Consider the following 13,405-nt stretch of genomic DNA (forward strand, 5'->3'; position numbering starts at 1 on the left):
ATAAGTAACTTGTTTGTTTTATAATTAATTTAATCTTTTAAAAACAATTATCAAATGATAAATTCGGTAGATTTTAAACATTTGCCTATTCAGGATTTGGTTGTTTCAGGGTTAATAATCTTTATAATGTCTACGATTATTGCCAATATTTATGACCCATTATTAGGAATTACTTATGCATTTGGGAATATACTTACTCTTACTTTTTTGAGTTGGTTATACAAAGAAACTTGGAGTGATCCAAAGAAATAAATCAAATTCAAAAAAGATAAATAAAAAACTACTTTTGTATTTTTAACTTTGAAGAATACTTTAAATTAACAATGTAAGTTGCAACAAGAGATAGTATCAAAAAAAATAATAAGCTCTCTAAAGTAGATTGAGGCATAACCATAATAAGTACCAAAAATTAATACATTTCTACAAAAACGAATTCTGAAGAAAAATCAACCCTTTAATTATTTTTTATTTTCAAATTAGTAAATCCCAAGCCCAAAAAATGAATTTGCAATAAACAATAAACTAAATAATGTTAAAAAAATTAATCCTATCCAACTTATTGTTTTTAGAAAAAATCCATATCTATTTTTAAATGGGACTAATTTGCTATTTATAGTATCCATTGCCATCCAAGCAAATAAAGGGGCGGTTAGAAAACTTCCAGTCATTGCAGCAAATACAAAATCTTTTACTCCTATACCTCCTGACCTTGCAATCAGCAAAGCTATTAATGATGCAAAGATATGTACAATCATCCAAATTTGAAATCTATTGCGCTCTGCTTTGGAATCCAGGTGTCCAAAATCAGTGCCTCTCAATAAACCTTGAATAGCAGAAATACTTCTTGGATATGCATCTAGACAAGTAATTGTAGTACTAAACATTGCGGCAAATGCTGCAGGTATTATGATCCATTTAGCCCAATTCCCGATGGATTTAGTGTAAAGGAGTATTAACTTTTGAGCGAAGGAGACTCCACTTCCGGAAAGCATTCCATCGCCAGTACCATACATTGTTATTGCGCCAAGAGTAAGGAAGAAAATAGCCGTAACAACAGTTATTAAGTAACCGAGATTAAAATCAAATTCTGCTTCATTAATATTTGGCTTATAATTTGAATCTTTCGCTCGAGAAAACATCCATAAAGAAGGCCAAACACATAACTCTACTGGGCAAGGCATCCATCCCATTAAAGGGATCAAAAAAGCTAAATTTGTTAACTTCCATGGGCTGATTTCTGGTTCAAAAAACTCATATTTAAGGACTCATTTATTGACCCTTTGAACAAAAGCGATAAAACTGCAAATAATGTTAATAAAGTTAATAGAGATACTAAAAATTTGGAAATTCTATCAAGGGCTTTATATTTACCAAGAATTAATATCATTCCAGAAACAATCAGGATTCCTATCGACAAATCCATAGCTGGAAAAGTTGAGAAAAGGGGAATATTAGTTAAAAGGACACCAGAGACAAAACTTACAGCAGCTATTGTGAAAGTACCTGTAATTAGACTAACTACTAGAAATAAAGGAAGATATAAAGAATTCCTCTCTTTAAAACCTTCTAATAATGATTTACCAGTAGATGCCGTAAATCTAGTCCCAACCAACAAGAATGGATATTTCAAAAGATTAGTAAGAAGGATTAGGCCAACTAATGAAAATCCAAACCTTGCGCCAGCAGTAGTGGATGATAATAAATGAGAACCCCCAATTGCCGCTCCAGCTAGGACAATTCCTGGACCTAAACTTTTTTGTATTCCTTTTGTTAAATTCATATTTTAATCAAATGATTTAATTTACTTTTTGAGCCCTTCTAAATTTATTTTTTAATACTCTTTTTTTAACCCCAAAAACAGATAATGAGTGAAAAATAAAAAGTATAATTAAGAATCCTATTCGAAGTTTCATAAGATATCTCCCTCAAATATGCTTTTATCAGATATTTATTTTGTATTCAACCTCTTTTCTCCATAAAATCTTCAAAAACCTATCCAAAACATCTAATTCTTTTTTTTCAACATTTTTTAGATTTTTATTATTTTGTTTTTGCATAAATTATTGCCTAATTATTTCAAATTTAAACTAAGCTAAAAAAAACACAATAAGCAATACTTCTTAGAATTTTTTGTAGTTTTTTTTAATTTGATAAGTATTTTTCTGCCCTTCTTAATGCTTTTATTGCTCCTCTGTAATCATGATTTTTTAATTTTTCCTCACTTTTACGTTCCAACATTTGTACTATTTCATTTCTCTTAATTGCATCAATTTTAAGCTTATGATCAAATATAAGATCGAATTTTGAAGAGTACAAATTAGATAATTCTTCTCTATACTTTTCAATAATTTTTTCATCACAAGATTTATATTTCAATATCTCATTAGCTTTAATTTTGTCTTCTAAAGCTCCTTTAAAATTTCCAAGTTTAAATTTCTTTTCACTTGATCGTGTTAGCTTAATAATATTTCCCAATATCAATTCACCAGAATCTTCCATTTTTTTTTTGCTGACCAAAATTAATCCTATCAGCCTAAAGAAAAAAAGTATTCATTTTTAATAATCAAATAAATAATTAATTATCCAATAACAAGTCCTCTTTCAAGAAGTAAATCGAAAACCTCCACACTTTTCGTTTTCCCAAATTGTGGGGGCTTATGTAAATCTAATATTTCAGCAAGGCACATTATCCAATAAGTATCTTTTTTTAAATTAAGACTTTCGCAAATATGAGAGGGAGCAGATTTAAAACATCCAAATTCTGTTGATATATTAATGTTCATTATTTGAGTTTCAAGTTCAAGACTTAAAAGTTCTATTTCTTGCTCAGTAAGGGCTGAACCAAATGAATATGATTCAATTAAAAGTTGGTAATTCATTAAAGAATTATTTTTTTAAGAAACCCAGCGTGTTATTTTTGTACCCTCATAAATATGTCCTGAAGCTTCAACTATAGGTTTTGTTTCAGGATTCATAAAAATATCATATAAAACATTTTCTGGTCCTTGAAAAATTACAGTTGCCCTTTGAGGATCATCTAATGATTTACCAATATAAAATGTTTTAACTCCCATTTCTTTAAACATCGTCTGCTGTTCTTTTGCATTCATATGTGATTCATACTCCTCATAGGTATTACTTAGTTGAAAATCTAAAATAGTCGTTTCAATAGTCATAAGAATAATTAAATTTTTTTAATTCTAAATCTTTATCAAAAAAATTAATCTAAAAAAATTAGTTTTTATTAAGCAAAGTGTTAACTAATTTTCATTTATGAGTTATAAATCAACTATAAAAAACGATTTTAATTTTGGACTCAAAAATTTCTCAGAGAGAACAATGGACTAGTAAGCTAGGATTCATTCTCGCAGCTGCTGGTAGTGCAGTAGGTCTAGGCAACCTTTGGGGTTTTGCTTACAGAGCATCTCAGGGTGGAGGTGCGGCGTTTGTACTTTTATATGTATTGATCGTTTTAATTGTATGTCTTCCAGTATTTGTTGCTGAAATGGCTCTAGGGAGAAACGCAATGGCAAGCACATTGCTTGCTCCTGTAAAGCTGGCAGGGAAGAATTGGTATCCATTAGGAATTCTTTTCTTTATAGCTCCTTTAGGAATAGCATCATATTATTCAGTGATAATGGGATGGACTGCAGATACCTTGTTCCATTCTTTATTTTTTGGATTACCAAAGAATTTAACTGAAGCAGAAACCTTCTTTGGCTCGATTAGTAGTGGCAGCAGTGTTTTGTTGGGCCACCTATTAAGTCTTGTACTTACAGCAATAATAGTTTCATCAGGTATAAAAAAAGGTATAGAAAAGGTTACTAGATATTTCATGCCAATACTTTTCATAATTATTGTGATTCTTGCTATTTGGGCTACTTCACTTTCAGGTGCATGGGAAGGATATAAAACATTTCTACTTAAGTTTGACTTCAATGAATTGAGAAATCCTCAAACAATAAGAAACGCTTTTACACAAGCATTCTTTTCATTAAGCTTAGGGATTGGAATTATGGTTACCTACGCATCCTATTTAAATAAAAAAAGTAATCTTCCAAAACTAAGTGTAGGAGTTGCATCATTAGATACTTTGGTTGGACTAATGGCTGGATTTATAACTTTCCCAATAGTTTTAACATTCGGTTTAAGTGACGCTATTTCTGAATCCACTGTTGGTGCTTTATTTATCTCAATTCCAACAGGTTTAGGTTCATATGGTGCGGCAGGAAGAATTGTAGCTGTTGCATTTTTTGCACTAGCTTATATCGCAGCCATAACTTCATCTGTTTCATTATTGGAGGTTCCAGTTTCATCTTTAATGGATAAATTCGGCTTTAAAAGAGAAAAATCGGTTTGGTTGATAACTCTTTTCCTATTCTTAGCAGGCATCCCTTCTGCATTAAATTTAAATATTCTTGGAACTGTTGATTCGATTTTTGGTGGCGTATTACTGATCTTTGGTGGATTCTTGGTTACTTTCTTTATGGGATGGGTAGTCCCTGGAAAATTTAATGAAGAACTTAATGATTCAAAAGTTGGAATCAAAACGACACGTTATTTAAAATTCATGACAAGATGGATTGCTCCCCCAATTATTGGTTTTGGACTTTTTATTAGTGTGTTTGATTTGATGAAAAGCTGGGTGAGTTAAACAATATTTTACTGGTGAACTTTTTTAAGTAAATATTAAATTTAACTTCTTTTAAATATCAAAAATAACGAAAGAAAACATCCCTGATAAAAAGATATATAAGATATATCTAGATGTTGAATTTAAAGAAATTACAACGTAATCAACAATAGATTAAAAATTTAATGTCAACCAAGTCCAATTCATTAAAAGAAAAGCTTACGGAAAATTTTTCTGAATTTTCTCAATTATCCGACTATTCTTTTATGAATTCTCTTAATGCAGATCCTCAATCAACAAAAGATGGAAATGATCATAAGCCGCGTTCAGTATATTCAGGTCATTACGTACCAGTTGTACCAACTGCTATTCCAGAACCAGAATATATTTCCCATAGCAAAAAACTTTTTAAAGAACTAAGGCTAAGCTCAAATCTTACAAAAGACCAGAATTTTTGTCGTTTTTTCTCAGGTGATATTTCTGTTGCTAATTATCCAATGAGTCCTGTTGGTTGGGCAACAGGTTATGCATTATCTATTTACGGGACTGAATATACCCAACAATGTCCCTTTGGCACTGGTAATGGTTATGGCGATGGCAGAGCAATTTCTGTTTTTGAAGGTTTATTTAATGGGAAAAGAATGGAAATGCAACTTAAAGGAGGAGGTCCAACTCCCTACTGTCGTGGAGCAGATGGTAGAGCTGTCTTAAGATCTAGCGTACGAGAATTTCTTGCACAGGAATTAATGGATGCCTTAGGAATCCCTACCTCAAGATCCTTAACACTTTATGTTTCACGTTCAGAAATAGTTAGAAGACCGTGGTACTCCAAAGGGTCCAGGTATTTTGAACCTGACATCATGATTGATAATCAAGCGGCAATTACTACGAGAGTTGCTCCATCTTTTTTACGTGTAGGCCAGATTGAACTTTTTGCAAGACGAGTTCGTAATAATGCACATGATGAGGCCCTCAATGAACTAAAGATGATAGTTAAACATCTTATTCATAGAAATTATAAAGATGAAATTGATAATGAGATTTCAATTGAAAGTAAGGTAATAAAACTGGCTTCTTTATACAGATCAAGACTGATATCACTTATAGCCAACTGGATGCGAGTTGGTTATTGCCAGGGTAACTTCAATAGTGATAATTGTGCTGCTGGAGGTTATACCTTGGATTATGGCCCCTTTGGATTTTGTGAATTATTTGATCCAAGATTTCAACCATGGACAGGTGGAGGTGAACATTTCTCATTTTTCAACCAACCTTTTGCTGCGGCAATCAACTTTAAAACATTCTGTTCCTCTCTTAGTCCGTTACTTTCAGGAAACAAACAAGATCAAGGAAAGTTAGATCAAATCGAAAAGGATTTTTCAGAATTGATGAACAAAGAGTTGAAGAAAATGTGGGCAAACAAGCTTGGTTTAGAACATTACAACGAAACTCTAATAAATGAATTTTTTAATCTCATGGTCATTTCAAAAGCAGACTATACAATTTTGTTCCGTAAACTCTCTGAAATACCTGATAACTCATATTCGTTAAAAGACAGTTTCTATTTTCCAATTGATGATGAGCTCAATAATAGATGGGAAGTATGGCTTAAAAACTGGCAATCAATCTTGAAGAAAGAGGGAAATATTAAAGCGAAATCAGCATTAATGAAATCCCTTAATCCAGTCTATACTTGGCGCGAATGGATGGTGGTTCCCGCATATGAAGAAGCTGAAAAGGGAAATTACAAAAAGATAAAAGAGTTACAGGATATCTTTAGCAATCCATATATAGAACAACCCTCAGAAATAGATCAAAAATATAATCGACTAAAACCAAGCCAGTATTTTAACTATGGAGGCGTATCTCACTACAGCTGTTCTTCATAAAATTTCAATCCTCATGTAGATTGAACAACTTTGAGGAAAATCTTATTTATTTATGGCCGTAGGCATTCCAACTACTGATACAACTCCCACATGAAGTATGGCCGGCTTCTTCCCAACGTTTTTAACATAGTGGGGGCCACCATTATTACTCTCTATAAATGCATCACCAGCTCTAAAAAAATTAATTTCTTCACCCCTCACATGCTTTAATCTTCCTCTAGTAACATGAATCAACATTGGGGAAGGATGAGTATGAATTGGAGTTTTCAAGCCAACTGGAATTTTTACTTTTAAGAGTCTTAATTCAGGCTTACCCTCGAGATAATTAAAATTTTTACCACTTAGTCCTTTTGAACTTTGAATAATCGGAATAACTTCAATCTTTTCTTCAGCAAGAGAAGGTTGTGGTAAAGCTAAAGTCCCAATAAAAAGGAAGCAAAATGGAACAAATTTTTTTAATTTCATTAGATATTTGATTTTCACTAATAATAGGTAGTTTCAAAAATTATAAACTAATTTATTTTTTGTATAACTTTTCTAATTGCTTAATTTCCTCTCTTAAATCGTTACCTCTATTATTTAATTTATTGTTCTTAATTACTATTGGGATAATCCACCAGGCTTGAAGACCTAAAAAGATAAATACTAGGATCAATAATTCAAAAGTACCAGGCTGCATTTAAAAAATAATCCTTCTTTGTTAATACTATTATTCTAAAAGTTATTAAACATTCATGAGATATTCAATATTTCTAGGCTGCCTCTAATTCAATGTTAAGTTCAATTCCCTTTGAAATAATTGCTTCTTTAAATTCAATAAGTTTGGAAATTATTCTTTGCTTCTCAGGATCAGTTTTATGGATATCATCTACAACTTCCTGCATTGCAAGTGTTACTTTTTGTAGTTTGATTTCTAAATCTTCCCTGTAATTCATAAGCTTAAAGAAACTATCTTATTTATTAAAAAACAAAATAATTATTAGTAAATAAGTACTTAACCTTAAAAGGATTGACAACAAAACAAGGAGGATATAATTTATAGTACAAGTGTATTAAAATCTACCAAGCCTATTAAGGGAAAAGCATGGAGCCCAAGTACTTATTTGGTTGTAGCACTAGCAAGCCAAGTGGGTGCCTACTAAATCCCGAAGGCAGCAGAATTATCTTTTTCGAAGAATGCAAAAATTCTCCTAAACCTAATTTTAAAATTTATACGCATCTTTTCTATACAAATCACCTTGGAGAACCAGGAGGGTACAAATCCTCTGAAAAACTCAATATAGATTCAGCCTGGGAAAAGTGGCACGAACTTCACCAAAAAGGATGGACAGAAGTATCTCATAATTACGGATAAAGGATCCAGATAAGAAAAAGCCTTTATTTTTTTTTGAGCTTAAAAGTTTTCTAAATATAGAATTCGGTGTTAAAAATAAATAATCAAGATAAAATTAGCTTCATATAAAGAAAAAGACTCAATGATACGTTTTCTTATTGCATCAATTATTTTTCTTATTCCAATAGGAAGTTTTGCTGATGAAAAGCAAAGAGAAATTGAGAATGAAGCTATAAATCTTGTTATTAAAAAATATGGAAAAGGCTTAGAAAATAGATTAAAAGGAACGGAAGTAACTCCCAGTTATCGAAGTTGGTATGAAAATGATTGTTTTGTAAGTATTGCAGCAGGTACATACCAAGAAGATACTTGGTCGGCAATGAAGTGGTTTAGCGTTAATGTCTGTTCTGAATCAGCTGAAATAATGGAAAGCGAATGAATGCAATAAGACGCCTATTAGTTTTGCAGCATTTAGAAATAGAGGGGCCAGGTCTTTTTGAACAATTTGCTAAAGAGAGAGATTTAAAAATAGAAATTATTCGTTTAGATAATAAAAATGCTCTACCTCAAACAAAAAAAGGCGACTTAATTTTAATTATGGGCGGACCAATGGGAGTTAAAGATATTGGAAGAGAGAGATATCCATGGCTTAAGTTAGAAAGAGATTTTATAAAAAAAGAATTAGAAAATGAAAGACCTATAATCGGTGTCTGCTTAGGTGCTCAATTGCTTGCGAATGCTGCTGGAGGAGATGTAGAGATTCTTAAATATGGATCACCTCCAAGAGCATTACCAGAAATTGGATGGTCCCAAATTTTTATAGACAAATCGAATAAAGACTTTAAAGCACTGTTTGAAGACCCTTTTCATGTACTACATTGGCATGGAGATAGGATTTTATTACCTAATAAAGCAGTACTCATTGCTAGTAGTGCACGTTGTAAGGAACAATTTTTTAGGATTGGTAATTTTGCTTACGGATTACAATTCCATATAGAGACGACGGGGAAAATGATAAATAAATGGATTAAAGAAGATAAAGAGTTTGTCATTAAAGGATTAGGCTTAAATGGTCAGGAAATTTTAAAGGAAGAGAATAAAAAATATATTGATAAAACTTTTTCAAAAAGAAAGCTTCTAATAAGTAAATTATTTGAATTATTAGATAATTAAAAGAGAATAATAATCCAGTAAAAAAGGGCTTGATAAAGCCCTCAAAAAATTTAAAAAGGATTTTTATTAGAAAATACCTGGAAGAATTTGACCAGTAAAATAGTAGGCTCCTACGAGAGCAAACATTCCAAGCATTGCTGCTTTACCATTTAGCTTTTCAGCTTTTTCGGTCATGATTTTTTTTGCGAATTCCATAATTACTCGAAATAGATTTATATCTTTAAATTAATTATTCCCAAAAGTTAAATGTTGTAGTGTTTCATACCTAAATCACTTTTTTTCTTAGAATTTAATTTTTAATTTATTTTTTATTTAGTAGTACTAGAAGTTTAAGAACCTAAAAGAGCTTTGCACTCCAGCATTTCTTTAGCAGCAGCTGATTTATTTGATCTCAATGAAATAATATCCGCTAAAAAGTTTGCATCATCTTTTACTCCACAAAAACGTCCTGAGCCCCATGTATAAAGCCAAGGCAAACCAATAAAATATAACCCAGAAGATTGTGTCACACCTCTTTCATGAACAGGGATCCCAGTTCCGTCAAAAACTGAGATATCTACCCAACTAAAATCACTTTTATATCCTGTACACCAAATCACTACTGCTAAGTTTTTGCATTCAAGTTGAGTGCCTTTGACATCTTCAGTTGGTTCCCAACATGGAGTATATATTTCTCCTTTAGGAGCTTCTATATTATTTTTTGAAATCCACTCATCAATACTATTTCTTATTCTACAGTAAACAGAATCTGCTCCATCAAGATTTTTAGAAAGATCATTTGAAAATTGAATATTATCAATTGTTATCTCTTTAAGTCGCCCATGAAGATTCATCCCTTCTATTGCTCTCTTTCTAAGATCTATTTCTCTTCCATTATCTCTTCCAGTTAAATAATGATTAGTTTTATTCCTTACACTTTTAGGATCATCGTGCTCACCAATAGGCATTGAATAATAACCCATTCTGTCAAGCCAATCTACAACATCTCTTCCTCTATACATTCTGGGAGATCTTGGAGCACTCCCAACACTTAGATGAACTTTTCTTTTTTCAAAAAAAAGATCTTCAGCTATTTGACAACCTGATTGACCACTGCCAACAACTAGGACAGGTCCGTCTGGTAATGTATTTGCATTTTTATATTCTCTCGCATCAATTTGCAGGATATTAGTTGGTAATCTCTCAGAAAGAGGATGTCGGTTCGGAACATGATAAGCTCCAGTAGCTATTACAACTTGATCAGCTTCAAAATTTCCACGGTTAGTTGAAATAAAATATTTTTCATTTTTTTTAACTAAATGTTTTACTTCAATCCCTTCAAGAATATCAGCCTTTACAAATTCAGAATATTTTTTTAAATACTTAACTATATTTTCTTTATCCATAAAACCGTTAGGATCTTTACCAGAATATTGATAATCAGGAAGTGTGCATTGCCAATTTGGAGTCACAAGGCAGAAAGAATCCCAACGTTGTTCTTTCCAAGAAAAACCTACATAATTTTTTTCTAAGATAAGAGGTTTTATCCCTTTTTTTTGGAGTGAATGAGCAATAGACAACCCTGCTTGTCCTGCACCAATAATAATGACAGAACATTTAGCAGAAATTTGATTTAAAAATTCTTCAGCCATCTTTTTAGTTATTAATTAAATCTTGTCATATTTTTGAGATTCAATTTGTTATCAAACTCACTAAAAAATTTTTTGATCTGAAATCTTAAGTTAACTAATTTGGTGATATCGGTTACATTCTTTTAGAGAATCAAGTCAGAGAATGTTCTAAGTTTTTTTAATTTTCATGCCATCCGTAACTCGTCCCGCAAATCAGCCTGGAGAATTCTTAGTTGATTATGAAGAAAAAGTATTCCCAGATGTTAAAGCCGAACCAGGAGAGAAAGCCTTACTAACTTTTCATACTGTCGCTTTTGAGGGATCTATTGGTCTTGTTAATCTTTTGCAAGCTAGTCGTCTTATAAACAAGGGTTTTGAAACTTCAATATTGCTATATGGTCCTGGAGTGACATTAGGACTACAAAGAGGCTTTCCAAAGCTTGGGGATGCAGCATTTGATGGTCATTTAAATTTTAATGCTCGCTTAGAAAAATTTATGGGTCAAGGCGGAAAAGTTTATGCCTGCCGATTTGCACTACAAGCTTTGTACGGACATGGAGAAGGAGCTCTTACTCCAGGGATAAAACCAATAAGTCCTTTAGATGTTCTAGATATCGTTTTAATGCATCGCAAAGAGGGGGCATTTATTTTAGATACTTGGACTCTGTAAGACATAAGATCCAAGAAAATGACTAAAACATTTAAAGTAGCTGCTGCTCAAGTTAGACCTGTACTTTTTGACTTAAATGGTTCATTGAATAAAGTTATTTTAAAGATCAAAGAGGCAGCTACAAAAGATGTAAAGTTGATAGTCTTTCCAGAAACTTTTCTTCCTTACTACCCATATTTTTCATTTGTAGAGCCGCCAGTTCTTATGGGTAAATCTCATATGAAGCTATATGAGCAAGCAGTAGAAATCCCAGGTCCAGTTACAGACTTAGTTGGGAAATCAGCTAAAAAAAATAATATCCAAGTTCTTTTAGGAGTTAATGAACTTGATGGTGGAAGTTTGTACAACACTCAAATTCTTTTCAACGAAAAAGGTGAAATTATTCTAAAAAGAAGAAAAATAACTCCTACGTTTCACGAAAGAATGATTTGGGGTCAAGGCGATGGTTCTGGCCTAGAAGTTGTAGATACTCAACTTGGCAAGATAGGATCTTTGGCTTGTTGGGAGCACTATAACCCTTTAGCTAGATTTGCTCTTATGGCTAAAGGGGAACAAATACATTGTGCTCAATTTCCTGGTTCATTAGTTGGTCCAATATTTACCGAACAAACTGCAGTCACAATGAGACATCACGCTTTAGAGGCTGGCTGTTTTGTGATTTGCTCAACAGGATGGTTAGATTCAGAAGATTATGAAAAGATAACGTCCGATACCAATCTTCACAAAGCATTTCAGGGAGGATGTCACACAGCAATTATCAGTCCAGAAGGCAAATATTTAGCAGGACCACTTGATGAAGGAGAAGGATTAGCGATAGCAGAAATTAATTTATCACTGATTACTAAAAGGAAAAGAATGATGGATAGTGTTGGTCACTACAGTCGTCCAGATCTTCTTTCTCTAAAACTAAATACATCCCCTAACAAGGTATTTGAGATGACAAATAAGAAAAATTTCATCCCAAAAGATCTAAGTGCAAAAGACTATTTAGAGGAAATCAATCATGTCTGAAATAGGTAAAATTATTACTGATTTGCAAGTTAATGGGATAAGTTCAACTCCCAAAAAGGGCAACAGAGGTAGGAAAGGAGGAGCTGGTCCATCGGATCATAGAGCTTTAACAATTGAAGGAAAAACTGTAATGGTTCCCGTTTATAATCACTTATCTAAGAAGTCTAATTATCAACTTTCAGAAGAGTCTGACGGACAATTTATTCTCCAAAATAGTGAAGATTCAAAAATCAAGGAATTATCTACAACAAAAGAACCAAATTTTTATTCTTTAAAAACAAAAGATGGTATACCTTATAAATCGATTGCTCTTCTTCATAGCAAGGATGTATTAGCCACAACTATTCTCCAAAAATGTATTCGTTTCAGAAATAGAGAAGAATCTTGCCAGTTTTGTGCAATAGAACAATCTCTGAAAAATGAACAAACCATCGTAAGAAAAACTCCAGATCAAATTGCTGAAGTTGCAGAAGCAGCTGTAAGACTTGATGGAATAAAGCAATTAGTAATGACAACAGGGACCCCCAACACTAGCGATAGGGGAGCGAGAATAATGGCAGAAGCAGCTAAGGCAGTTAAGGCTAAAGTTGATATTCCAATCCAAGGTCAATGCGAACCTCCTGATGATCCTATTTGGTTTCAAAAAATGAAAGACTCAGGTGTAGATAGTTTAGGCATGCATTTAGAGGTTGTAGAGGAGGAGATAAGAAAAAAAATTCTTCCCGGCAAATCTGAAATTCCTCTTGAAAGATACTATAAATCCTTTGAAGAAAGTGTCGCAGTATTTGGAAGGGGAGAAGTTTCTACATATTTATTAGCAGGATTAGGTGATAGCAAAGAATCTCTAATAAATTGCAGTAAAAAATTGATATCTATAGGAGTTTATCCTTTTATAGTTCCATTTGTGCCAATAGCAGGAACTCCTCTAGAACATCATCCCTCCCCAAGCACTGATTTCATGATTGATATTTATCAATCAGTCTCGCATTTACTAAATGAAGGCAACATAAAATCCGATGAAATGTCAGCTGGTTGTGCCAAATGCGGTGCCTGCTCAGCTTTATCCCTATTTGAGAGTTAAAAAAT

At 32.5% G+C, this 13,405-nt stretch carries 17 protein-coding genes and 1 pseudogene; 9 read left to right on the top strand and 9 right to left on the bottom strand.

The genetic code is table 11. The features are described from left to right. Positions 1–54: 54 nt before the first annotated feature. Positions 55–252, top strand: coding sequence for a hypothetical protein (locus tag SIB45_RS09105; RefSeq protein WP_011818716.1), 198 nt, complete (start codon positions 55–57; stop codon positions 250–252). A gap of 224 nt (positions 253–476) precedes the next feature. Here SIB45_RS09105 and SIB45_RS09110 read toward each other — a convergent pair. From SIB45_RS09110 to SIB45_RS09125, 4 genes and pseudogenes are all read right to left on the bottom strand, one after another. Continuing rightward, a pseudogene (locus SIB45_RS09110) lies at positions 477–1,780 on the bottom strand (NRAMP family divalent metal transporter). A 362-nt stretch (positions 1,781–2,142) separates the two neighbouring features. After that, positions 2,143–2,499, bottom strand: a complete 357-nt coding sequence (locus tag SIB45_RS09115) for a hypothetical protein (protein ID WP_187146051.1) — start codon at positions 2,497–2,499, stop codon at positions 2,143–2,145. 80 nt (positions 2,500–2,579) lie between these two features. Beyond that, positions 2,580–2,879, bottom strand: coding sequence for a hypothetical protein (locus SIB45_RS09120; protein WP_011818721.1), 300 nt, complete (start codon positions 2,877–2,879; stop codon positions 2,580–2,582). Positions 2,880–2,894: 15 nt separating this feature from the next. Next, complete coding sequence (locus SIB45_RS09125; protein ID WP_011818722.1) at positions 2,895–3,176, bottom strand: DUF3764 family protein; 282 nt, start codon at positions 3,174–3,176, stop codon at positions 2,895–2,897. A gap of 134 nt (positions 3,177–3,310) precedes the next feature. Between SIB45_RS09125 and SIB45_RS09130 the strand changes: the two genes are divergently transcribed. Then, positions 3,311–4,654: a sodium-dependent transporter gene (locus tag SIB45_RS09130; protein WP_011863241.1), complete on the top strand. Its 1,344-nt coding sequence runs from the start codon at positions 3,311–3,313 to the stop codon at positions 4,652–4,654. Between the two features lie 164 nt (positions 4,655–4,818). Then, entirely contained in the window at positions 4,819–6,522 is a 1,704-nt protein-coding gene (locus tag SIB45_RS09135) for a protein adenylyltransferase SelO family protein (RefSeq protein WP_011863242.1), read from the top strand. Between the two features lie 42 nt (positions 6,523–6,564). On the opposite strand, the gene SIB45_RS09140 is transcribed toward SIB45_RS09135, so the two are convergent. From SIB45_RS09140 to SIB45_RS09150, 3 genes are all read right to left on the bottom strand, one after another. After that, positions 6,565–6,987, bottom strand: coding sequence for a cupin domain-containing protein (locus tag SIB45_RS09140; RefSeq protein WP_011863243.1), 423 nt, complete (start codon positions 6,985–6,987; stop codon positions 6,565–6,567). Positions 6,988–7,039: 52 nt separating this feature from the next. After that, on the bottom strand, positions 7,040–7,201 hold the full coding sequence (locus SIB45_RS09145; RefSeq protein ID WP_011863244.1) for a hypothetical protein: 162 nt from the start codon (positions 7,199–7,201) through the stop codon (positions 7,040–7,042). A gap of 73 nt (positions 7,202–7,274) precedes the next feature. Then, positions 7,275–7,457: a hypothetical protein gene (locus SIB45_RS09150; RefSeq protein WP_011863245.1), complete on the bottom strand. Its 183-nt coding sequence runs from the start codon at positions 7,455–7,457 to the stop codon at positions 7,275–7,277. A 149-nt stretch (positions 7,458–7,606) separates the two neighbouring features. On the opposite strand from SIB45_RS09150, the gene SIB45_RS09155 reads away from it, so the two are divergent. The 3 genes from SIB45_RS09155 (at position 7,607) to SIB45_RS09165 (ending at position 9,028) form a co-directional block, all read left to right on the top strand. Beyond that, complete coding sequence (locus SIB45_RS09155; protein ID WP_011863246.1) at positions 7,607–7,876, top strand: DUF1651 domain-containing protein; 270 nt, start codon at positions 7,607–7,609, stop codon at positions 7,874–7,876. A 121-nt stretch (positions 7,877–7,997) separates the two neighbouring features. Next, entirely contained in the window at positions 7,998–8,294 is a 297-nt protein-coding gene (locus SIB45_RS09160) for a hypothetical protein (protein WP_011863247.1), read from the top strand. After that, complete coding sequence (locus SIB45_RS09165; protein ID WP_011863248.1) at positions 8,291–9,028, top strand: type 1 glutamine amidotransferase; 738 nt, start codon at positions 8,291–8,293, stop codon at positions 9,026–9,028. Before SIB45_RS09160 ends, SIB45_RS09165 begins: the two co-directional genes overlap by 4 nt. A gap of 66 nt (positions 9,029–9,094) precedes the next feature. Here SIB45_RS09165 and SIB45_RS09170 read toward each other — a convergent pair whose 3' ends face one another. After that, a complete protein-coding gene (locus SIB45_RS09170) occupies positions 9,095–9,223 on the bottom strand; it encodes a high light inducible protein (RefSeq protein ID WP_011863249.1) in 129 nt (42 codons plus the stop codon). 134 nt (positions 9,224–9,357) lie between these two features. Next, positions 9,358–10,659, bottom strand: a complete 1,302-nt coding sequence (locus tag SIB45_RS09175) for an MSMEG_0569 family flavin-dependent oxidoreductase (protein ID WP_011863250.1) — start codon at positions 10,657–10,659, stop codon at positions 9,358–9,360. 166 nt (positions 10,660–10,825) lie between these two features. Here SIB45_RS09175 and SIB45_RS09180 point away from each other — a divergent pair, with 166 nt between their 5' ends. Genes SIB45_RS09180 through SIB45_RS09190 form a run of 3 tightly spaced genes read left to right on the top strand, consistent with a single transcriptional unit; the run spans position 10,826 to position 13,400 of the window. After that, a complete protein-coding gene (locus SIB45_RS09180) occupies positions 10,826–11,308 on the top strand; it encodes an MSMEG_0572/Sll0783 family nitrogen starvation response protein (protein WP_011863251.1) in 483 nt (160 codons plus the stop codon). 18 nt (positions 11,309–11,326) lie between these two features. Further along, positions 11,327–12,319 (top strand): Nit6803 family nitrilase, encoded by a 993-nt coding sequence (locus SIB45_RS09185; protein WP_011863252.1) that lies wholly within the window; start codon positions 11,327–11,329, stop codon positions 12,317–12,319. Then, entirely contained in the window at positions 12,312–13,400 is a 1,089-nt protein-coding gene (locus SIB45_RS09190; RefSeq protein WP_011863253.1) for an MSMEG_0568 family radical SAM protein, read from the top strand. Before SIB45_RS09185 ends, SIB45_RS09190 begins: the two co-directional genes overlap by 8 nt. The last annotated feature ends 5 nt before the right edge of the window (positions 13,401–13,405 follow it).

The sequence above is a fragment of the Prochlorococcus sp. MIT 1304 genome, from assembly GCF_047305015.1.
Taxonomy (GTDB): Bacteria; Cyanobacteriota; Cyanobacteriia; order PCC-6307; family Cyanobiaceae; genus Prochlorococcus_A; species Prochlorococcus_A marinus_E.

What these genes read in the sequence shown, in the direction of transcription:
- SIB45_RS09175 (WP_011863250.1), bottom strand. Translation starts at nt 10,659, where the DNA reads ATGGCTGAAGAATTTTTAAATCAAATTTCTGCTAAATGTTCTGTCATT.
- SIB45_RS09140 (WP_011863243.1), bottom strand. Translation starts at nt 6,987, where the DNA reads ATGAAATTAAAAAAATTTGTTCCATTTTGCTTCCTTTTTATTGGGACT.
- SIB45_RS09115 (WP_187146051.1), bottom strand. Translation starts at nt 2,499, where the DNA reads ATGGAAGATTCTGGTGAATTGATATTGGGAAATATTATTAAGCTAACA.
- SIB45_RS09180 (WP_011863251.1), top strand. Translation starts at nt 10,826, where the DNA reads ATGCCATCCGTAACTCGTCCCGCAAATCAGCCTGGAGAATTCTTAGTT.
- SIB45_RS09170 (WP_011863249.1), bottom strand. Translation starts at nt 9,223, where the DNA reads ATGGAATTCGCAAAAAAAATCATGACCGAAAAAGCTGAAAAGCTAAAT.
- SIB45_RS09185 (WP_011863252.1), top strand. Translation starts at nt 11,327, where the DNA reads ATGACTAAAACATTTAAAGTAGCTGCTGCTCAAGTTAGACCTGTACTT.
- SIB45_RS09160 (WP_011863247.1), top strand. Translation starts at nt 7,998, where the DNA reads ATGATACGTTTTCTTATTGCATCAATTATTTTTCTTATTCCAATAGGA.
- SIB45_RS09165 (WP_011863248.1), top strand. Translation starts at nt 8,291, where the DNA reads ATGAATGCAATAAGACGCCTATTAGTTTTGCAGCATTTAGAAATAGAG.
- SIB45_RS09105 (WP_011818716.1), top strand. Translation starts at nt 55, where the DNA reads ATGATAAATTCGGTAGATTTTAAACATTTGCCTATTCAGGATTTGGTT.
- SIB45_RS09125 (WP_011818722.1), bottom strand. Translation starts at nt 3,176, where the DNA reads ATGACTATTGAAACGACTATTTTAGATTTTCAACTAAGTAATACCTAT.
- SIB45_RS09120 (WP_011818721.1), bottom strand. Translation starts at nt 2,879, where the DNA reads ATGAATTACCAACTTTTAATTGAATCATATTCATTTGGTTCAGCCCTT.
- SIB45_RS09135 (WP_011863242.1), top strand. Translation starts at nt 4,819, where the DNA reads ATGTCAACCAAGTCCAATTCATTAAAAGAAAAGCTTACGGAAAATTTT.
- SIB45_RS09190 (WP_011863253.1), top strand. Translation starts at nt 12,312, where the DNA reads ATGTCTGAAATAGGTAAAATTATTACTGATTTGCAAGTTAATGGGATA.
- SIB45_RS09145 (WP_011863244.1), bottom strand. Translation starts at nt 7,201, where the DNA reads ATGCAGCCTGGTACTTTTGAATTATTGATCCTAGTATTTATCTTTTTA.
- SIB45_RS09155 (WP_011863246.1), top strand. Translation starts at nt 7,607, where the DNA reads ATGGAGCCCAAGTACTTATTTGGTTGTAGCACTAGCAAGCCAAGTGGG.
- SIB45_RS09150 (WP_011863245.1), bottom strand. Translation starts at nt 7,457, where the DNA reads ATGAATTACAGGGAAGATTTAGAAATCAAACTACAAAAAGTAACACTT.